Below are 20854 nucleotides of genomic sequence, written 5' to 3'. Positions count from 1 at the left end.
TTTACTACATTAAAGTGTTAAACAGAGGTGAAAATGAGTTCAAAAGATAAAGTACTGGAATTTCTAGAAAACAATAAAGATACTTATACATCAGGTGCTGCAATGGCAAATGCGCTTGGGCTCTCTAGGAACGCCATTTGGAAGGCAATAAATGAGCTTAGGAAAAATGGATATTCAATAGATGCTATCAGCAACAAAGGATATATGCTGGCTAGTGGAAATGACATTTTATCTGCTGCTGGAATATTATCTTATCTAAAACCGACGGCAAAAGCATTGTATTCAAATCAGACTGATTTAATCCGTATATACGATACTATTAATTCTACTAATCGTATTGCAAAAGAGCTGGCTATCACTGGAGCAGCTCATGGAACTTTGATTATTTCCTCTGAACAAACCGAAGGTCGCGGTCGCAGAGATCATAGTTTTTATTCACCTAAAGGTGGGCTTTATATGAGTATTTTGCTTAGACCAGAACATCTTAAGACTTTGGTGCCTGATGAAATTACTACAGCCACTGGTGGCTCAGTTTGTTCTGCCATAAATGAGCTCACTGGGCTTACACCATACATCAAGCCTATCAACGATTTATTTATAGATAAAAAAAAGATATGTGGAATCCTCACCGAGGCAGGAACTGAATTTGAAACTGGGGATGTACAGTGGATTGTTGTAGGAATTGGCATAAATTTTGATTCTGATATCAATTCATTTCCTACCGATATAAAAGAAATCGCCGCCAGCATTTTTGCGCCTGGTGCAAGCACCGTTACAAAAAATCAACTGGCAGCGGAAATAATTAATCAATTATTAGCTCAAAAGATATTTTAATACAGGAAGAATCTGAACCTTTATATTTGGAGTCTCCTCTATTTCTTCCTGTGACTTTGTCAGCACTAAAAACTTAGTGATTTCTGGATGTTTTGATTTTAACACCTCAAAGCTGGTTATTCCTTTTTTTCGCTCAAGACCTTGGAAATAATTAATCACTATAATTGCCAGTCCTTCGCTTTCAATATAAAAATCAACTGCCACATTCAGCTGTCCTGATTTATAGTATTCTAAATCATTACCGTATTTACGTTTTAGCTGAACTGCAACTATATTTTTTAATAATACAACATCATTTTGCATACTTACCTGGTTCAAAAGTCCCACGTCTGTAAAGAAATATTTAGGCACACTGTTCTTGTCAGGAGTAATTTTTGCGTAATGATTATCTATGGAAAATACTATAAAAGATGATTTGGCATAATCCACGTAATCCATAAAATCATCTCGCGAAAGCACCACCCCAGCAGTGGCTACTTGGCTATGAAGCTTTTGATTTGACAGCTCCACTCCAATATTTTCAGCCATTTTCTTGAGAATCAATCTAAAGCCCATGGTATTTCTAATTTCATTATGGGCAATAGCCCCACTCAATATTTCGTTCTGTAAAATGCCTTCAATATAGTCCCTCTTACGTAAATACGAACCAGAAAATGGAAAGCCTCCTGTGCTTTGATACTCACTAAAGCTATCATCCGCAAGACGTGCAATTTTGGGATTTGCAAGAGACTCAGAATCACAGGAAATTTTGGCTGCAAGCAAATACTCCCTTATGCTATATGTATAAATAGGCATAAACTCAAAGCCTTCTTCTATAAGGCTTTGGATTCCAGAGTCAGTTGGCAAACCATTGCTGACAGATGCATAGACAAGTGAATCAGTCTTTGCAAATTTCAGGATATATTCCTCCCATCCTTCCACTCTGGCAATCTCGTCAAAGAAAAAATACGTCTTTCCTGGAGAAATGGTCTGTGTTGTCAGAAGCAGCATATCGAATTCCTCTGCCACAAAATCTTTCAGACATTCATCTGAAAAATCAAGATAAAAAATCTGCTCCCAAGCAACACCTCTATCGTGTAATTGTCTGGCCTGATTACACATGATAGAAGATTTGCCACAGCGTCTAAGGCCTCCCAAAATATAATTAACACCATTTTCAAAGCTATATTCACGCACATCACAAGGCTTTGACATGGCAACAGAACGGCTATCGGTTAAAATCTTTTTTAAGACGTCTACCTTCATTTAGCCAGCGCCTCCAACAGTGTCACACAAGCATCCTCACCTAACTGTCCCGAATTAAGAATCAAATCAAAATACTCTGATGAACCCCATTTTTCTCCAGAGTGAAGCTGGAAGAATTTCTCACGCTTTTTATCAAATTTGCGCATTACTTCCTCAGCCTTTGCTCCCTCAATGCCTTCTACTGAAACAGCTCTGCCCTTTCTAAACGGCTCATCTGCTGTAATGAATACTCTAAGACATTTCTTGTCTTTTAATATTTCGCTGGCACAACGTCCTACAAAAATGCATCCTGGCTGTTCGGCAGCTTCTCTGATAATCTCTACCTCAGTGTTAAAAATCTTTTCTTCCATCGAAAGATTCTCACCAGGTGCCTTAAAAAATGCCTTTATAGGTGTCTGCTCATCCATACCTGAAACCTGGTCGTAAGACAGCCCCATTCTTTTGCAGGTCTCCACAACTACACCGCGATCATACAGACGGTAGTTCAACTTCTTTGCAAGTTTCTCCGCGATGCTGTGTCCACCGCTACCATATTTACGTTCAATCGTAATGTAATCATACATAAATGAGCCCCTCCTTAAACATGAGTTTTTAATACATCAGTTACTACTATTTCTCCTTCTTTACCTATAAATACTATATCAAATCCGTGATAAGCCAACTTAAAATCACGCTGTTTACCACGGTCATAGCCCGCCCTTGGATCCTGGGACAAAAGCTCTATGGCTGATGTTCTTATTTCCTCAGGAAGCTTTTGCAATTGCTCCTCTGGAAAATTAACCTTTACCTGTATACCCTTTGATAAATCATCTGTAAATCCACCTCTGGCTTCAGGATGAGAATCGGCATATGGGATATAGGGTTTTATATCAAAAATAGGTGTTCCATCCAACATGTCCACACCACTCACCACAAGCACTGAACCAAATTCTTCAGACTGCTGCACCTCTAAAAGTTTTACAGAAGACAAACCAATATTATTTGGTCTATATGGTGCCCTGGTAGCAAAAACTCCCATGTGCTTTTGACCTCCCAGCCTTGGGGGGCGTACTGTGCCACCTGATAGCTGCTTATTTTTAGAAAAGCCCCATAGAAGCCATAGATAATCATACTCTGTGATACCCTCTATGAATGTGGGGTTTCTAAATTCTGGGGTGAAGATGATGTGGCCTATTTCACTAACTAATCCACTCTGTCTAGGTATACCAAATTTTTGTGTAAATCCTGTGTTTATATGTGCTATCTCTGTTAATTCCATGCTAATAATATACTCCAGCAAAACTATATATGTATTCATTCGGCACGCTCTCGCTACTCTCAGCTGGCAGCGGTACTAAAAAATCAAAAATGGGTAGCACACGCGAACTGATGTACTACCCAAAAATTTAGTCTAAATACGTTTATTTATTTGCCGTCGTATGAAACTACTGAAGCTACGTCGTATTTTGCGAGCTTTTCACGACCGTTGAGCCCCTTGAGCTCCATGAGGAATACGATTTTAGCTACTTCGCCGCCAAGTTCCTCGATAAGTGCGCATGCAGCTTCGATTGTACCACCTGTAGCAATAAGGTCATCTACAATAACGACCTTCTGGCCTGGCTTAACTGCATCTTTGTGCATCTCAATTGTTGCTGTGCCATACTCAAGATCGTAAGTCTTTTCAACAGTTTCGCAAGGAAGCTTGCCCTTTTTGCGAATGAGTACAAAAGGCTTGCCAAGTGCATATGCAATTGGTGCGCCAAAAACAAATCCGCGGCTTTCTGCACCTGCTATAACATCACAATCTACTCCATCAAGAAGCTTTATCATCTCATCGATGGCAAGCTTGAAGCCCTCAGCATCCTGAAGAATAGTTGTAACATCTCTAAACATAATACCTGGTTCTGGGAAATCTGGAATGGTTCTTATGTAATCTTCTACTTTTTTCATTGTAACTCCTTTGAAACATAAACATATATATTAAGATTATACTCTCATATAATTTTCTTTTCAAGTATCCTAAGATTATAGAAAAAATGGGGCCCCAAGGGACCCCAATTTTGTGGATAGTACCAGGCCGAAGCCTTTTGTACTAATGCGTTTGGCCACGCTAATGTTACTGAAGTATTGACATAACACCCTGTGTTGACTGATTTGCTTGTGCGAGCATTGACTGGCCTGCCTGAGCAAGAATATTGTTCTTGCTGTATGTAACCATTGTGTCCGCCATATCTGTATCACGAATGCGTGATTCAGCAGCAGTAGAATTTTCAACGATATTGTCTAAGTTAGCAATTGAGTGCTCTAATCTGTTCTGAACAGCACCAAGCGCTGAACGTTGAGCAGATACTTTTGCTAAAGCGTCTGAAATAGCATCGATTGCATAAGTTGCTGAAATACCAGTATCATCTGCAACATTGATTTTCTTGATTCCTAGGTAAGCTGCGTTCATAGTGTCGATTTCAACATTAATCTTATTTGTCATATCAGCGTCAGCGCCTACATGAAGATTAAATGTTAGCGAGCTTGCGTAACTTACTGTGCCCTGCTTGATGAGGAATGTACCATCGTTGTTGTTTGTAACTTTAGCCTCTGTATCTGTACCAATAGATGATGCCTTTTGAAGTTCTTCTGCCATCAATGTGTAAGCACGTGTCTTTGAAATCTTTGATGTATCTGCTGCTTCAACTCCTGCAACTGTCATCTTAGTGCCAGCTACATCAACCTGCTGACCCTCCTTTAAGAGCTCTATAATGTGTTCACGAGTAAGGGTATTTGTTGCCTTGTTTTCTTGGTCAGCCGTTTCAGCGATGTTATATTGTTGTGAATTTGTTCCATCAATATTACTTATGGTAACTTTCTTTGTGTTGTCTAATGCACCAATAGCCTTGGCTACATCTTGAAGTGAATTGATTGTTGCATTAGCTGTAGCTACTGCAGTTTTCTCCTCACCACTCTGTGTAACTGTATCACCAGGTGCAAGAGCACTACCTTTAAGATTATCTGCTGTGATTGTTCCACCACTGCCCAAACCAAAGGCTGATTTTTCACCATCTTTAATATTATCGACAATCTTAAACTCATTCAAGCCACTAGCAGCATCAGCATGTTTCCATGTTGCTCCATCAAGCGCAATCTGACCTGTGGCCTTTGAATGACTTTCTGCTCCATATAAAGCAGTGTCTTGATATGTAGACTTGTCATACCAGCCTGCTACAGGTCCACCAGTTACAGATGATGCTGCCTTATATTCATATACAGTACCATCCTTAGCAATAATCTGATCACCAACAACTGGCGTAGTGCCGATTACAGAAGTTGCCTTCACATCTTTTGTAAGTGTAATAGTCTTTCCATCTACTGTTACACTGTCACCTACCTTCAGTGCTGTTGACTGTAATGTAGCTACATCTCTATAGCTATCGGTAGACTTACCAGATCCAATGTTGTATTCCTTGCCACCAATCATTACTCTGTCACCAGCTTCGAGTTTCTTGTTAAGTGTAAACAATGATGTACCATTTACAGCATTCCCTACAAGCTTTCCATCAAGTCCAGCGTCATGTGCACTTACATTCTTTGTAAGTTTTACACCATCTGGAGCACCCTTTAACAGATATGTTTCGTTGAATTTTGTTGTTTCAGCTACACGATCAATTTCAGTTGTCAACTGATAAATTTCATCCTGGATTGACTGACGGTCTGTGCCACTGTTTGTACCATTGGCTGCCTGAACTGCCAGCTCATTCATACGTTGAAGCATTGAATGTACTTCGGTAAGAGCACCTTCAGCAGTTTGTACTGCCGAAATACCATCTGACGCATTTGTTGAAGCCTGATCCAGACCTCTAATCTGCTTTCTCATCTTTTCAGAAATTGAAAGACCTGCTGCATCATCTGCTGCTCTATTAATTCTAAATCCAGAAGAAAGTTTTTCAGATGTCTTTCCCTGTGCTGTTGTTGTTATACCTAACATTCTTGAAGCATTAGCTGCCTGCATATTGTGTTGTACTACCATATTTCTACCTCCTTGTAGATACTCTTAAGATTCCATTCATAAGAGGCACGCTAGGCGTGCATCGTTAATTTTAATTTCAATAAGTTTATTCAATGATATGGAATGCTACATACTATAGGCGACAGTCCGTATCTATATAACAAGAGGAGTGACCAACCTCCCCAAGCTATCAAGGTAGGAACTTAGTAGTATAACTATGCGCTTTATTCAATTGTAAAGCTGCATTGAACTGCACATCGGATTTGCCATATTGCAGTTCTTATAGTTGTTTTGGCAGCGATTCTTCCGCGCGATTTATGAAAAATAACTGCCTAGGTGGATAGCAAAAATATTAATTTACTGCTTCCATCTAATTTAATTATCGGTGATGTGTGTAAAAACTTTAGACCAAATTGTGAAAAATAAAGATAGTATATTTAAAACTTGAATTTGTGCACATGTAAAAGAGACGCCAGCGGAGCGTCTCTTTTAAAAGGGAGAATAATGTTATGAAAAAATTGTATCTCTCTCGAGATGAGTATATGATATCTGATAATTATGTATAGATGGTGGTAGATGTGTGAATAGTCTGTGAATAAAGTATGTGGTGGATGGAGTGGTTTGGGAGCGTACTCTGCTGGCGCAGAGGGATGGATATATGGCCGTTAGGTACGGACACCTCATCCGTCAGCTAATGCTGACACCTTCCCCTCAAGGGGAAGGCCAAGCCCTCATCAGTCAGCTGGCGCTGACAGCTTCCCCCTCTGGGGAAGCCTTATTAAAAAAGGGCTTCTCCTGGTGGAGAAGCCCTTTGTATTGGCAATTATTATGCGATTGTCTCAACCTTGATTGTGTTTGTATTTCCTACTGTACCGTCGATTGGGCCACCTGTAAGAACTACCTTGTCGCCTGACTTTAAGTCGAGCATCTGCTGAACACGTGTTGTAGCGTGCTGAAGCATAACGTCAAGTGATGTAAACTTGTCAACGAGAACTGGTGTAACACCCCAGCTAAGAGCAAGTCTTAACCAAACCTTTTTGTCTGTAGTCATACCGATAACGTCTACAGGGCAACGGAAACGGCTAACACGCTTTGCTGTGTAACCAGACATTGTGCAAGCAACGATAGCCTTTGCTTCAACGTCCATAGCCATAGAACATGTTGAGTGGCAAACAGCATCTGCAGTGTTGATGATTTCGATATCATCCTTGCGGAAACGTCTCTCGTAGTTGATATCCTTTTCTGTTGTTTCAGCGATTTCTGCCATTGTAGCAACAGCCTGTACTGGGTACTTACCCTGTGCACTTTCGCCTGAAAGCATGATAGCTGATGTACCATCATAAACAGCGTTAGCAACGTCAGAGATTTCAGCACGTGTAGGACGTGGGTTAGAAATCATAGACTCAAGCATTTCTGTAGCTGTAACAACGCTCTTGCCGAGTGAACGAGCTGTAGCGATAAGTTCCTTCTGAACTGCTGGAAGGTTAACAAATGGAATCTCAACACCAAGGTCACCACGAGCAACCATGATACCGTTAGCGATTTCAAGGATTTCCTTAACGTTGTCAACACCTGGCTGGTTCTCGATTTTAGCGATAACTACTACGTCCTTACCACCGTTCTCATCGAGGAATGAACGAAGCTCGATCATATCCTGCTTTGTAGATACGAATGAAGCTGCTACGAAATCAATGTCGTTCTCAAGACCGAAAAGGATATCCTTCTTGTCCTGCTCTGAAAGATATGGGCCTGACATAACCTTGTTAGGGAAGCTCATAGACTTCTTGTTTGACATTGTACCACCTACTGTACACTTTGTGATAACGTCATGACCCTTGATTTCTGTAACCTCGAAGAATACGATACCGTTACATACAGAAACAACATCACCTACTGAAAGGTCGTTGTGAAGGTTCTTGTGTGTAACTGAAACGCGTGTCTGATCACCTTCAACATCATCTGTTGTGAATGTGAATACGTCGCCTTCCTTTACAGTAACTGAACCATCCTTGAATGTCTTGATACGGTACTCAGGTCCCTTTGTATCAAGAAGGATTGCGATTGGAAGGTTGAGCTTCTTACGAACCTTCTTTACTAAATCCATCTTCATGCCCTGCTCTTCATGGTCACCATGAGAGAAATTCATTCTGGCAACATTCATGCCGGCTTTTGCCATAGCTGTGAGTGTCTCCTCGTTCATGGATGCTGGACCAATAGTGCAGATAATCTTTGTTTTTCTCATATTAACAACTCCTCTATTTAATACTTTTAACAACACATAACAACACACATATTATTAAAAATCAAAAATCCCTAACATAATAGCACCATTCTTCATTTCAGTAAATATAAGAAGTTATTTTTTTCCATTTTTAACAATAAATACACAAAAAAAGGGCTCATAGCTGACGAATAAAGCATCATACTATGAGCCTTTATGTATTTATCACGCCCTGTCGTATATTCTACAGAATGTCACTTCGCTTTACATAGGCAGGGGTTACGGAATCTGAAACAATCTTTTTGACGTTTTTCACCTTTACCCATTTGTCTATGACTGCATTTTCAATATAGGTGCCATCTGCAATATCTGCATAAGACAGAATGATAGAATTTTTAATTATTGCTCCCTTACCAATATGGACATTACGTCCAATGATTGAATTTTCTACTGTTCCCTCAATAAGACCTGCATTACATATCATGGAATTTACAACCTGAGCACCGTGGAAGTACTGGGTTGGGCATGCATCTGTGGTCTTGGTATAGAATGGCCAGTCTGACTTGAAAAATTCCATTGAGGTTGCATAATCAAGGAGCTCCATATTTGCTCTGTAATAGTCATCAAGACTGGTGATTGGAGCAAAATATCCCTTGTGCTGATAGCCTCGGATATCCAGCGTATCGCAGTTTAAAGCTATCATATCTGCAAGAGAATATGCAGAAGACTCTCTCCTGGCCTTTCTGACTAAATCTACAAAAAGCTGTTTAGACATTACATAGGTATCCATGGAAATATTTTTTTCTTTGGCTGTACCCATGTTGCGCTCCAAGCTGACAACACCCTTTTGTTTGTTGAGATTTACCACATTGCAGGCTCTGTAGTACTCCTTGGCCTGATCAACCTTGTGATAAAGAATGGTGATGTCTGTGCCACTTTCAACATGCTCGTCTAAAAGCTTCTGGAAGTCCTGCTTGTAAACCATGTAGCTAGGAGCAATGATTACATAATCCTGTGGCATGCGCTCTATCTGCTCACAATTTTCGATATAGGCATTAATATCAGTATTGTAAATTGAGCTGGCACCATTTTTCTGAGTGAACAGAAGCTGCAGGTTGCCTCGCTTTGAGTTGATGTTATAGTGACGTCCTGAGCCGATATGCTCGACTATTGAGCGTGGACGGCTGTTCAGATATACGTGAATACGGTTGATACCACTATTACTAAAATTTGAAATAGGAAAATCGATTACACGAAATCTTCCAAGGAACGAAAATGCGCCGATTGGTCTGTAATCGTGAAGTCCTTCTACTCTGATATAGTTTGCTGCCGAATTAATAACGCCAAATGCTTTGTTTGCCATAGCTTAATCCTCCCCCTTTACATTTTTAGCCACGAGAAGGATTTCCTCGCTCTTTTTATCGCCTACCTTGGCGTTTTTACCTATTCTGATGTTTTCTGCTACCAAAGCTCTGGTGACAACAGCCCCCTCTTCTACAATCGCGCCAGGCATCAGAACGGAGTCTACAACCTTTGCTCCAGGAGCAATTTTGCAATTAGTAAAAATAACTGAGCGCTGCACTGTACCACCTACTGCTGCGCCTTGATTAATGTATGCCTCGTCAATTTTAGCTGTAGATGCAATATATTGTGGAACAATACCGTTGTCCTCGGTGTAAATCTTCCATGATGTATCATTTAGATTAAGCTCGTTGTCGCTATCCAAAAGATCCATATTTGCTTCCCAAAGGGAATCGATTGTTCCTACGTCCTTCCAGTAGCCAGAAAACTCGTAAGCCCAAAGTTGCTTGTCATCCCCAAGCATTTTTGGAATGATGTCGTTACCAAAGTCGTGGCTTGACTCTGGATTTTTCATATCTTCAACCAAAAGCTTTCTTAATGTCTTCCAGGTGAAAATATAGATACCCATAGAAGCAAGATTGCTCTTTGGCTTTGCAGGCTTTTCCTCGAATTCGATAATGCGACCATTGCCGTCTGTATTCATGATGCCGAAACGGCTGGCTTCCTTCATAGGCACGCCTCTGACTGCAATAGTAGCATCTGCACCCTTTTCCTTGTGGAAACGGAGCATTTTGTCGTAGTTCATTTTATAAATATGATCACCTGAAAGAATCAAAAGATATTCTGGGTCATATGCATCGATAAAGTCGATGTTTTGTGAAATAGCATCTGCTGTGCCTCGATAAACATCAAGACCTGAATCTGCCTTTTCACGTGGTGTTAAAACAAAAACACCACTATCCTTGGTATCTAAGCCCCATCTGCCACCTGCAGCTACATAGCTGTTCAGTAAAACAGACTCATACTGAGTGAGAACCCCCACTACATCGATACCTGAATTTGCACAATTGCTAAGTGGAAAATCAATGATGCGGTATTTACCGCCATAAGAAACCGCTGGTTTTGCAACCTTATTAGTCAGCTCATGAAGACGACTTCCACGTCCACCAGCCAAGATCATGGCTAGCATGTTAGTTTGAGCCATAACTTATACCTCCCTTTTCTAGAAACATTACTTTCTCTTCATGTATTTAGTTTAATAGTTTTGCACAATTTTTTCAATGAACACGGATATATTTTGTACTTTTTTACGATAAAGACGAAACTTTTCCGTTAAAATGCCATAAAGTTTTCTTAGGATTTTTTGTTGAATATGACGTTGTCTGTTATTGGGTTTCATTTGATGTGTGATGTCTGAATGTTGGAATAATTCTGAATATAGAAAAATTGAAATTTCTTGTTGACGGATAGGGTTTAGCGTAGTAATATATGTCTTGTCGAAAGGACATGAAACAAATTTGGTTCCTTGGTCAAGCGGTTAAGACGTCGCCCTCTCACGGCGAAAACAGCGGTTCGATTCCGCTAGGAACTGCGTTTTAAGCGTCGCATGGTTGCGATGCTTTTTTTGTTTATATATACATTTATATTTTTTAAGCCCCCTCTGGCGAGGGAGCTTTTTTAGATTTAGGTTGTTGGGAGAATTTAGGTACGACACCTCATCCGTCAGCTAAAGCTGACACCTTCCCCTCTAGGGGAAGGCTAACCCTCATCAGTCAGCTGCGCTGACAGCTTCCCCCAGAGGGGGAAGCCTCCTTTATAGGCGGTTTAGAGTGGTGGTGCCTAAAAGTTCTGTGTATGGGATATCTACTGTGATGTAGCCTGAAGCAAATGGTCCCATAATGTATGGTGCGAATTTGTAGGTGATGTGGTCGGATTCGAAGAATACGTCACCTTCTGAAGTGTACTCGTAGGCCTGGTCGTAGGCTTCTTGGGTAGATCCTGCGAAATATGGTGATGGATTTTTTGTATAGTCCTCTTTTATTTTTTCAGCTACAAGAGCTTTAAATTCATCTTCTGAGCCGCTGAAGAAATCGTATAGGCCAAGCTCTTCTCCAGTGGTTAAATCAAATATACGTTGACCGTCAGATGGCATGCCGTGTGCTCCACCACCGTACCAGTAGCCTGTTATTTCTACTGCAAGGTATCTGTCATTTATTATCTGCACATTGTCCACGTAAGTTTCATCTGTTTCACAAGACTGCTCCGGATAATCTGCATGCATTTCCTGACAATCCGCTTCTGAAATCTCCTGTGGAGTATATTCTAAAGAAGGTGCAAGAAGGGCGTTTATCTCATCTGCGTGGGCTGAATATTTAGGATCTAAAACAAAATTTTCAGTGTAATCCTTATAAATTGCAATGCCGCAATATGGGCACTGGTCTTCATGGCTATCATAGTTAACTGTGCCATATTTAAAAACGCTGTATTCAGCCAGAGGCATATTTAAATCAGCAAATATATTTTTATCTGTATCAAATTTAACCCAGCCAGCTGTATTACCTGCAAGTTCTATTGCGTAAATCTGCCCATTTATAAGTGTAAAGCCGTCTTTACCAAAGATTGTATGGCCAGTACCTGGGATTGTGGATTGTTTATAAAGCGGTGTGGCTGAATCCTTGCTACAGTCATAGCAATAAAAGCTGTAATCAGAAATGCCATATTTCTTTTCTGCAGCTTCGTAATAGTAGACTTTAGCGGTATCATTGTCGTAACCAAGAAGGAGTCCCGACTTACTTACTTTAGTAATTTTATGTTGAACATCATTCTCAATGTCATAGCAAACAAGGACAGTATCTGGCTGACCATAGGTGGTCATGTATACCCACTTATCACTGTAGCCATCAAAGGACAGATTAACCTTCTGAAGGCTATCTATAGCAATCGCTTCATCTGTAGTTACCTTGTAATAGCTCCACAATTCACTATCATTATCATCTGCAACTACAGAAATAAGGAAGCCGTATTTATCATAGGATCTGGTGTAGCAAGAATCTTTATCTGCTGCATAGACATAATTGTCGCCAGCCTGCTCTAAAATATCGCTGATTGCAGATTCTTCTTCAGTAAATGTAAGAGAATCCTCAGCCTTGGCAAAAACGTGTTCCTCATGCTTGTTTGTTTCGTATTCACGAATGTCTATATAAAGCTTGTCATTGTAATAATCTACCCTTGAAACTCCATAATCTGTGCTAACAGAAAAAAACTTTTCAGTTTTGCTTGTGGCAGTATCCAAAGCATAGAAATCCACCATTGTAACATCTGCATCGTAGTTGTAATTATAAAAATACATAATGCCATCATAAATGCCAGAGATGATAGCAGATTCGATATTTACTCCAAGCTTGTCAAAAACTGACTGATAATCCTTTAAATTATAGTGATTAATCTCATTTCCATTTTCGTCTATGGTATAGACATTATCCATGGAACCAGCCGCATAAGTAGACAATGTATATTCTCGTCCTACAGTTTCTTGTGTAACTTCGCCTAATTCATTTGCAATGTTATTTTTTAGGTTACTTAAATCAGACTTTTGTACATCCTTTGCACAGCCGACAAGGCTTGTGGCAACAACAGCCATGCATAAAAGCAGTACCATTTTTCTTTTCATTATATTCTCCTTTCGCTACATTGGGCACAATCATATTATTGTGACTCAATAGCAGAAATTAGTGTAGCACATGTTGGATGTTTTCACCAATTGAAGAAAAATATTCTAAAAAGAAAACACCTCAGGGAGTCAGTCTCCCTGAGGTAGGTTTGGTTTTTTATGAACTATTTCTTGCGATATACTACGACGCCTGCGGCGCCAGCTGCTGCAACTACAAGAATAATTGCAATGAGTATTGCTGGATTAAAGCCGCTCTCGACTGCTGCCTGTGGAACAGCTTCTTCCTCGATTGTTTCTTCAGCTTCATCTGCAGTAGTTGTTTCATCTACTACTTCTTCTGCTGTATCTTCAACCTCATCTTCAAGCTTAGAGTCAGCTTCTACTGTCTCTTCTGATTCAGAAACATTTTCATCATTTGTTGACTCTGACTTAACAGCTACTGACTTTGTCTTCTTTGGAGTAGCTGCAGCTGTCTTTGTAGGCTGTGAAGCTACTGTTATTTCTGGGGCAGCTGTTGGAGTCTGAGTGTCTGCTATTGCTACAGTTGTTGGAGCAGATGTAGCTGTTGTAACAGATGTGCTCTGGCTTGCAGACTGTGGTGCAGATGCGCCTGCATTTGAGCTATTTCCTGTAGAAGCTGCAGGTTGTGCAGGTGTCTGCGAGCCATTATTGTTTGACTCAGGTGATGTAGCAGGTGTTGTAGCTACAGGCTCTGATGGAGTAACAACTGGCTCTGCTGCAGCTGGAGTCTCTGGAGCTGGAGTCTCTGGCTCAGTTGGAACCTCTGTAGCTGGTTCTGATGGTGCAGGAGTCTCTGGCTCTACTTCAACTGGCTCTTCCTTTACAGGGTTTAACTCTGATTCAGAAGGTCTTACTGTAGTAAATCTAACCTGAACATCATCTTCCTGAAAACCATCGTTGTTGTTTGTAATAAGGTGAATTCCATCCTTAAACAACTGATAGTCAGCTGCCTGTGCCTCAAGTGGGCTAAATGCTGAAACTAATACATTAAAGAATGAAGCTAATGTATCTGTGATTTCTTCTACTAAGCTTTCAGAGTCTTCCTCAGCTTCTGCTGCATCCTCAGTCTCTGTCTCAGTTTCTGCTGTTTCTTCATCTGTAACATCAGCATCCTCTGATTCTACATCTGTAGATTCTTCGTCTGTATCTTCCTCTGTCAAAGCTTCTTCAAGCTCCTCTTCCTCTAAATCTTCAGACTCTAAAAGCTCTTCTTCTAAATCCTTTTCCTCTGAGAAAAGCATTTCATTTTTAACATTGATTGAATACCAATTGTTTCCGATGTGTGTCATAGCCTTTCCTGGCCATCCGCCAAAGTATTCCACATTCTTGTCGCCTTCAGTCCAGCAATAGAGGTTTGCACCCTTTGCGTATCCCTCGTCATCAAGCTTGATGTAAACTCTTGTCTCATCATCTGCAAGTGGAGCTTCCTCACCGATTTCACGGTCAACCTTTTCACCTGTAGTAGGTGTAGGGTCACCCTTTTGAAGCTTAAGTGTACCTGATTCAAGAGCCTTAAGTGCTGCTGTCTTTGAACCATACTTGTAGCTGGCACCGATGAAGTAAACATTTTTCAAGCTGTCAGCTCTCATATCATCTGTCTGGTGACCTTCCTCGTCACCTGTCGCGTAGTTATTGAAAATAATATTCAAGTTTGAGCTTGGACCTGCATTGATTGTCGCCTTATACCATCCATCTCCTTCATCTTCACACAGCTTACCAGGCCATTCACCTACTTGTGCATCTCCCCATGTGTATACGCCTACCTTGCCCCATCCAGCTGCATCATAATAATGAACTGTGATAGTGCCTGAGCCTATACCTGTTGCTTCCTCTGCCTCGGCCTTAGAAGCAAATTTAGTAACTTCACGTTTGCCATCATCCTTTACTTCTGTAACGGCAATATAATTTTTTGACATGTCATCCATGCGCACATCTACTGTCTGACCGTCATCTCCGTTGAAGATGATAGAGAAATCTTCATCTCCTTGATATTTAACTGATGTCTTTACCCAGTATCCTTCGTCGCTCTGAGCTGCCATACCTGGCCATCCACCAAGAAGCTGAGTACCATCATCAAGCCATGCGTATGCGTTTGCTGGTCTCCATTCCTCTGTATTAAGGAAATATACGGTCTTTGTGGTGATTCCAAGGTCCTCTTCTGCCTCAGCCTTTGAACCATAAAGCTTATCTGTGGCAGCTGTCATGTATTTGCCTGAGTCTTTTGTGATATTAAACTCTGCTGACTGCTCTCCATCACCCTTGAATACTACTGTAAATGCTTCTGCTGGGATTGTGACTTTGTACCAGTCATAAGCCTGCGCCTCAGCAGGATAATCAGTGCCAAGAGCATCAGCGCTGACGCTAGACCAATGATTAGTGTTATGGAAGAAGAGCGTGGAATAGTCCCCATCAGCCAAAGTATCAAGTACTACAACTGATTTTGCAGGGACAGTGCCAAACATATTGCCTTCTACAACTGTGTAAAGTGAGTCGTGGCCTTCTACAGAATCTATGTAAGTGCCATCTGCAAGATTAGTCTCGCTGTCAAGCTCGAAATTTGCATCGCTTGCATTTACGATTACAACACCCTTGTCCCCTCTTTCAATCATAAGAACTGAAGAATTGCCTGAAGGGTTGCGAAGATTTTCAGCCTCACCTTCCATAGCTGTTCTGAATTTGTTTACAGCTACAACCTCTGGAGCCTTGTAGATATCGCTTCCTGCAGGTCCGATAAGATTGTTGCCAAATGGATTTGACGCGCTGCTACCATCTGGACGGCTGAAGAAAAGAGGTGTTCCATCGGCACGCGCTGTAATGATTGCCCAACCGAGGATTACTTCTGTATCGTCAATCTCGTTGTAGCTCTTGTCGTTGATGTAGTTGTCGTGTGACTCTACCCAAGTAACGAGCTTGTTTGAATCTGCTTTGTAAACATTTCCTGTAGATGTATCATCGCTGATTTTATAGCCGCTGAGGCTCTTTACAGAAACGTTCTGAGAGTCAACAGCGTTACGGATAGTTCCGCCGTAATTGCTGGCACATGTACCACCAAGCATATCCTGGTATGCAGCAAGTCGAGAAGCATCACCATCTAAAACTTCACCGTAAACAAAAAGGTCTGCATAGTCCTTTGAGCCGTACTCATCAATTGCAGTCTTCATGTTAGGATAGAAATTGTTTCTATCTTCCTGTCCTTCATATTCCTTTGCAACACCATCATCTGGAAGTGCGATGTGCTTTGCTGTATCAATTCTGAAACCATCTGCACCACATGCGATACAGTCGTTAAGGAACTCGTAGAAATACTGCTGGAAGCCAGGATTTTCTGTATCTACATCTGGAAGACCGCCCATAACATCATAGGTTACGGAAACTCTGTCAGAGTAGTTCATATCACCTGACATCTTGCCGATGTGATATAAATCCTCAAGCTTGTCGCCTGCTGCATCAATAAGATTCTGTGAAACCTGATCAAAAGTAGGTGTGGTATGGTTGGGATCAATATCTACGATAACACCGACGCCATACTTTTCTGCTTCATCACACATCGCCTTAAACTCATCTCTGCTACCAAGCTGATAGTTTCCGATTACCCAGTCTGTTGGCTGATAATGGAAATACCATTTTCCTTCTTCGTTTGTTGTACCATTAAGCTTTAATCCTGGATAAATAGAGAGACATTCGTTGATAGGCGAAGTCTGAACTGCTGTGTAACCTGCGGCTGCAATTTCCGGCATTTTCTCCTTTATAGTATTAAAATTCCAGCTAAATGCGTGTAAAATCGCGCCATCATGAATTGATGACCGACTGACAGCGGATGCTGTCTGATTTGAATTCTGACCATTTGCTGCAAATGCCTTCAGTGATCCCCCAGGAACTCCGGCAAGCATGGCAAAGGTCATGCCCAGTGCGACTACCTTCTTGGTCGCCTTCTTCATTTTTTTCATTAAAATGAATCCTCCCATAAATTGTTTCAAACAAGTGGCCTAGGCTTGTTTTGCGCAATTAGTTGCGCTGTTGATAATTTATGAGAATTTCTTCCCCGACTCCTAAAATATCACATAAAAAATGCTAGAGTCAATGAAAAACTCTAGCATTATTTTGTCATGTTTGTTGCGCAACGTTGCGCAGTAGTATTTAGGGTGTTGGAAGCCTTTAGGTACGGCCCTCATCAGTCAGCTGGCGCTGACAGCTTCCCGCTCGCCGCGGTGGCAGATAACGCTAAAGCATTATCTCTTCCCCTCAGGGGGAAGCCTTCCTTTATTCTTTTACTCCACCGAGGGCTACGCCGGCGATGATGAATTTTGAAAGGAAGAGGTATGCTACGATGATTGGCACAATTGCTACTGTAATCATCATGTAGACCTTACCCATATCAAAGTTCATGTAGTCTGCGCCACGAAGTGTAGCGATAAGGATAGGTACTGTTGATTTTTCCTTTGACTGAAGTACAAGGGCTGGAACGAAGTAGTTATTCCATGCACCTACGAATGTGAAGATGGCCTGTACTGCTACTGCTGGCTTCATGATAGGGAAGATTATTTTGTTGAAAATCTTAAGTTCGCCGCAACCGTCAATTCTGGCAGCCTCAACAAGTGAAAGCTGAAGGTTTGACTGAAGGTAGCTGTACATGAAATAGAATACAGCTGGGCTTGCTATGGAAGGAAGGATAAGTGGTATTAGAGTGTCATAGAAGCCCAAGTTTGTAATCAATCTAAGGAAACCTAAAGCTGTAACCTGAGTTGGCATTACAAGGATAATCATGATGAATGTAAATGCCACTTTTTTAAGCTTGAAATCGTATACATAAAGACCATAAGCAGTAAGTGCTGAGAAATATGTACAGATAGCAGCACAAAGTGTTGATACAATAATACTGTTTCCAATGCCTCGCATCATAGGGAATGTACCGTCGTTTGCTACAGCCTTGAAATTGTCAATGAAGTGGCTTTTTGGTAATGCGCTAAAGCCCTTCTGCAATTCAGCATGTGATGCTGTTGAATTGATGAGTAATATGTAAAAGAAGAATAAGCACATAAATGCAAGAATGATTAATACAAAATGTGCAATAAAGCTTCTGACAACTGATGCAAAATTCTTTCCTGCCATTAGTTCTTACCTCCCTTTGCTGCCTTCATTCTTTTCTTTGCAGCCTTTTTTTCTGCCTTGGCATCGTTATCCTGACCATTTACCATTCTGTAAACAATAAGGCAAAGGATACCGCTGACAATGAACAAGTAAACTGATAATGCACCTGCTCTACCGTAATCTGGAGCGCGAAGTAAATTGTTCAGCCACATGATAAGTGTATAGCTGGTACGGTTTGGATTACCTTGACCGTTTGTAAGGATCTGTGGTACGTCAAACATCTGAAGACCACCGATAAGTGATGTAATAAGTGAATATGTCAAAATTGGTCTGATGAGTGGCAATGTAATATGGAAGAATGACTGTCTAGGTGTGCAGCCATCGATTGATGCAGCCTCGAAAATATCAGGGCTGATACCCATAATTGCCGCCATAAGCATGATTGTTGTATTACCAAACCACATAAGGAAGTTCATCAGTGCAACGAGAAGTCTTGTTCCTGTTGGAGTTCCCATGAAATCGATTGGTCCCTTTACAAGTCCCATGTTTATAAGGATATTGTTTACAGGACCTGATGTGGCAAACAATGTGAAGAACAGCATTGCAAAAGCTGATGCCATAATAAGATTTGGTAAATATATCACCACCTTGAAGAACTGTTCGCAGCGGATTTTAAGTCTCACATCTACAAACCATGAGGCAAGTAAGAGTGCGATAACAATCTGTGGAACAAATCCAATAATCCAAAGGATAAAGGTATTTCCCATGTATGTGAAGAAATCCTTGCCCATTACGTTGATATAGTTATCAAATCCCACGAAACTAGGTCCTACAATACGAAGACCTGAGCGGTAATATTCATAAAAACTATACCTGATCGTGTCCAAAAGTGGTATCAATGAAAAAATGAAATAAGTCACAAAGAATGGCAATATAAACAAATAGCCATACTTTCCTCGGCTTATGCTTTTTGATTTTTTCATAATGTGTCTCCTTAAAAGCCGGGGCAGGAAACCCTGCCCCTATATATTTTTAAAATGTTTTGGGATGAATGAAGAATGAAAATTTATTGGTACTATTATTTTTTTGTTACTCTGGCCAGTTTACAGCTGTGATATCTGGATATCTTTCCATGATAGCCTTTTCGAAGTTGGCCTTTGCTGTGTCGTAATCTACCTGACCCTGGAAGTAATCACCGAATGAGCTCTGGATAAGCTCTACGCAACCCTGATCATAAGGTGAAAGTGTTGTCATCTCGATAGATGCAGCTGCTGGCTGGAAGTACTTGAATGGGTTCTCACCACCAAGGAATTCTGCGCCGAAGCTCTCATCCTCTGCAATTTCCTTCATGCCTGACTGAGTATTTGTGAAATCAAGGTAATCCTTTGTAATCTTCATAAGGTTATCCTTGTTTCCTGTTACAGCAAGCATGATTTCCTTTACGTGCTCAGCATTGTCTGTTCCAACACAACCGTGGATGAATGAACCGCCCCAGTTGAATGCCTGTGGTCCGTCTGTTACAGCCCACTCACCTGCTTCGCCGTCCCAGTTTGGATTAAGTACGAAATCGATACCCCAAGCTGGAAGTAAGAAACCAAATACCTTTGAAGCTGAGCCCATTGACTTGTTCCAGTCATCTGTCCACTGACCCTTTACGTTTTTATCAAGGAGTCCTGCATCAAGCCATTCCTTTGAATCCTTAACCCAGTTGATAATCTGTGGATCTACGTTGATTTCTGTTGAGCCTTCCTCAACCCATGGAGCTGAGATGCTGTTGCCATATGCTCTGAATGTATCTGCATAGCTTGCAAGTGTGTAATAGCCCTTTGACTTAAGCTCCTCGCCTGAAGCCTTCATTGTAGCCCAATCAGCTACCTTTGCATGGATTTCATCAGGATCATCTGTTCCAAATGCATCCTTTGCAATGTCTCTACGGTAAACGAAAAGACAAGGGCAAGCCTGCCATGTAGAACCTCTCTGAACACCATTTGCATCAGAAGCTACTGTCTTTGTGAATTCATACTGATCTGCCAAATCCTTGTCTGGATCAATGCCCAAATCCTTAAGTGGAATAGCTACATCAGCTGCTGCATCTGTATACTTTACAACGTAGTCTGTCTCTGAAAGGAACATATCTACCTTGTCATCAGCTGCTGCAGTTGCCTGATTCATAAGAGCCTCATCAAGCTTGCTCTGGTATACACCATCCTGGTTAGGATTTACTGTCCAGTGAATTTCTGTTCCATCTGTAAGATATGTGATTGTACCATCCTCTGATGTATGGTCAACCTTGTCATAAACAGCCTCAACTCTTGTTCTGAACTCGTCGTTCCAGCTGTAGATGTTGATAACCTTTCCTTCCTCGCCTTCTGCTACGTATGCGCTCTCCGCTGAAGCGTCGCTACCTGAAGATGAGTTAGCTGCGTCTCCCCCGCAAGCTGTAAGTCCTGCTACCATAGAAACTGCCAGCATAAGACTAACTACTCTCTTTTTCATT

Annotated in this window: 14 protein-coding genes and 1 tRNA gene; 2 read left to right on the top strand and 13 right to left on the bottom strand. The window is 41.2% G+C overall.

Annotation, left to right across the window (positions count from 1 at the left end; genetic code table 11):
• Positions 1–33: 33 nt before the first annotated feature.
• A complete protein-coding gene (locus BLV53_RS09970) occupies positions 34–834 on the top strand; it encodes a biotin--[acetyl-CoA-carboxylase] ligase (protein WP_090300412.1) in 801 nt (266 codons plus the stop codon).
• Here BLV53_RS09970 and BLV53_RS09965 read toward each other — a convergent pair.
• From BLV53_RS09965 to BLV53_RS09925, 8 genes are all read right to left on the bottom strand, one after another.
• Complete coding sequence (locus BLV53_RS09965) at positions 814–2079, bottom strand: ATP-binding protein (protein ID WP_090300410.1); 1266 nt, start codon at positions 2077–2079, stop codon at positions 814–816. The two genes, BLV53_RS09970 and BLV53_RS09965, sit on opposite strands and share 21 nt — an antisense overlap.
• Positions 2076–2642: a cytidylate kinase-like family protein gene (locus tag BLV53_RS09960; RefSeq protein WP_090300408.1), complete on the bottom strand. Its 567-nt coding sequence runs from the start codon at positions 2640–2642 to the stop codon at positions 2076–2078. Before BLV53_RS09960 ends, BLV53_RS09965 begins: the two co-directional genes overlap by 4 nt.
• A 14-nt stretch (positions 2643–2656) precedes the next feature.
• The gene (tsaA, locus tag BLV53_RS09955; RefSeq protein ID WP_242879078.1) at positions 2657–3376 is read right to left on the bottom strand and encodes a tRNA (N6-threonylcarbamoyladenosine(37)-N6)-methyltransferase TrmO; all 720 of its coding nucleotides are present in this window, start codon (positions 3374–3376) and stop codon (positions 2657–2659) included.
• Between the two features lie 107 nt (positions 3377–3483).
• A complete protein-coding gene (locus BLV53_RS09950) occupies positions 3484–4008 on the bottom strand; it encodes an adenine phosphoribosyltransferase (protein ID WP_090300406.1) in 525 nt (174 codons plus the stop codon).
• 166 nt (positions 4009–4174) lie between these two features.
• On the bottom strand, positions 4175–6076 hold the full coding sequence (locus tag BLV53_RS17660; RefSeq protein WP_330388350.1) for a flagellin N-terminal helical domain-containing protein: 1902 nt from the start codon (positions 6074–6076) through the stop codon (positions 4175–4177).
• An 805-nt stretch (positions 6077–6881) separates the two neighbouring features.
• Positions 6882–8297: a pyruvate kinase gene (gene pyk, locus BLV53_RS09935; protein WP_090300404.1), complete on the bottom strand. Its 1416-nt coding sequence runs from the start codon at positions 8295–8297 to the stop codon at positions 6882–6884.
• Between the two features lie 223 nt (positions 8298–8520).
• The gene (gene glgD, locus BLV53_RS09930) at positions 8521–9639 is read right to left on the bottom strand and encodes a glucose-1-phosphate adenylyltransferase subunit GlgD (RefSeq protein ID WP_090300402.1); all 1119 of its coding nucleotides are present in this window, start codon (positions 9637–9639) and stop codon (positions 8521–8523) included.
• A gap of 3 nt (positions 9640–9642) precedes the next feature.
• Positions 9643–10782 (bottom strand): glucose-1-phosphate adenylyltransferase, encoded by a 1140-nt coding sequence (locus BLV53_RS09925; RefSeq protein ID WP_090300400.1) that lies wholly within the window; start codon positions 10780–10782, stop codon positions 9643–9645.
• Between the two features lie 315 nt (positions 10783–11097).
• On the opposite strand from BLV53_RS09925, the gene BLV53_RS09920 reads away from it, so the two are divergent.
• Positions 11098–11169 (top strand) — tRNA-Glu (locus tag BLV53_RS09920).
• A 222-nt stretch (positions 11170–11391) separates the two neighbouring features.
• Here BLV53_RS09920 and BLV53_RS09915 read toward each other — a convergent pair.
• The 5 genes from BLV53_RS09915 to BLV53_RS09895 all read right to left on the bottom strand — a co-directional run bounded on the left by BLV53_RS09915 (position 11392) and on the right by BLV53_RS09895 (position 20853).
• Positions 11392–13248: an RsiV family protein gene (locus tag BLV53_RS09915; protein ID WP_090300398.1), complete on the bottom strand. Its 1857-nt coding sequence runs from the start codon at positions 13246–13248 to the stop codon at positions 11392–11394.
• 164 nt (positions 13249–13412) lie between these two features.
• Entirely contained in the window at positions 13413–17216 is a 3804-nt protein-coding gene (locus BLV53_RS09910) for a starch-binding protein (protein WP_090300396.1), read from the bottom strand.
• A 313-nt stretch (positions 17217–17529) separates the two neighbouring features.
• Entirely contained in the window at positions 17530–18378 is an 849-nt protein-coding gene (locus BLV53_RS09905; RefSeq protein WP_090300394.1) for a carbohydrate ABC transporter permease, read from the bottom strand.
• The gene (locus BLV53_RS09900; protein WP_090300392.1) at positions 18378–19343 is read right to left on the bottom strand and encodes a carbohydrate ABC transporter permease; all 966 of its coding nucleotides are present in this window, start codon (positions 19341–19343) and stop codon (positions 18378–18380) included. The genes BLV53_RS09905 and BLV53_RS09900 overlap by 1 nt, the downstream gene beginning before the upstream one ends.
• Before the next feature lie 103 nt (positions 19344–19446).
• On the bottom strand, positions 19447–20853 hold the full coding sequence (locus BLV53_RS09895; RefSeq protein ID WP_090300390.1) for an ABC transporter substrate-binding protein: 1407 nt from the start codon (positions 20851–20853) through the stop codon (positions 19447–19449).
• Position 20854: the final 1 nt, after the last annotated feature.

Source organism: Pseudobutyrivibrio sp. ACV-2 (assembly GCF_900107545.1).
Lineage (GTDB): Bacteria > Bacillota > Clostridia > Lachnospirales > Lachnospiraceae > Pseudobutyrivibrio.
This window is presented reverse-complemented; position numbering and strand designations above follow the sequence as displayed.

What these genes read in the sequence shown, in the direction of transcription:
- BLV53_RS09970 (WP_090300412.1), top strand. Translation starts at nt 34, where the DNA reads ATGAGTTCAAAAGATAAAGTACTGGAATTTCTAGAAAACAATAAAGAT.
- BLV53_RS09965 (WP_090300410.1), bottom strand. Translation starts at nt 2,079, where the DNA reads ATGAAGGTAGACGTCTTAAAAAAGATTTTAACCGATAGCCGTTCTGTT.
- BLV53_RS09960 (WP_090300408.1), bottom strand. Translation starts at nt 2,642, where the DNA reads ATGTATGATTACATTACGATTGAACGTAAATATGGTAGCGGTGGACAC.
- tsaA (WP_242879078.1), bottom strand. Translation starts at nt 3,376, where the DNA reads ATGAATACATATATAGTTTTGCTGGAGTATATTATTAGCATGGAATTA.
- BLV53_RS09950 (WP_090300406.1), bottom strand. Translation starts at nt 4,008, where the DNA reads ATGAAAAAAGTAGAAGATTACATAAGAACCATTCCAGATTTCCCAGAA.
- BLV53_RS17660 (WP_330388350.1), bottom strand. Translation starts at nt 6,076, where the DNA reads ATGGTAGTACAACACAATATGCAGGCAGCTAATGCTTCAAGAATGTTA.
- pyk (WP_090300404.1), bottom strand. Translation starts at nt 8,297, where the DNA reads ATGAGAAAAACAAAGATTATCTGCACTATTGGTCCAGCATCCATGAAC.
- glgD (WP_090300402.1), bottom strand. Translation starts at nt 9,639, where the DNA reads ATGGCAAACAAAGCATTTGGCGTTATTAATTCGGCAGCAAACTATATC.
- BLV53_RS09925 (WP_090300400.1), bottom strand. Translation starts at nt 10,782, where the DNA reads ATGGCTCAAACTAACATGCTAGCCATGATCTTGGCTGGTGGACGTGGA.
- BLV53_RS09915 (WP_090300398.1), bottom strand. Translation starts at nt 13,248, where the DNA reads ATGAAAAGAAAAATGGTACTGCTTTTATGCATGGCTGTTGTTGCCACA.
- BLV53_RS09910 (WP_090300396.1), bottom strand. Translation starts at nt 17,216, where the DNA reads ATGAAAAAAATGAAGAAGGCGACCAAGAAGGTAGTCGCACTGGGCATG.
- BLV53_RS09905 (WP_090300394.1), bottom strand. Translation starts at nt 18,378, where the DNA reads ATGGCAGGAAAGAATTTTGCATCAGTTGTCAGAAGCTTTATTGCACAT.
- BLV53_RS09895 (WP_090300390.1), bottom strand. Translation starts at nt 20,853, where the DNA reads ATGAAAAAGAGAGTAGTTAGTCTTATGCTGGCAGTTTCTATGGTAGCA.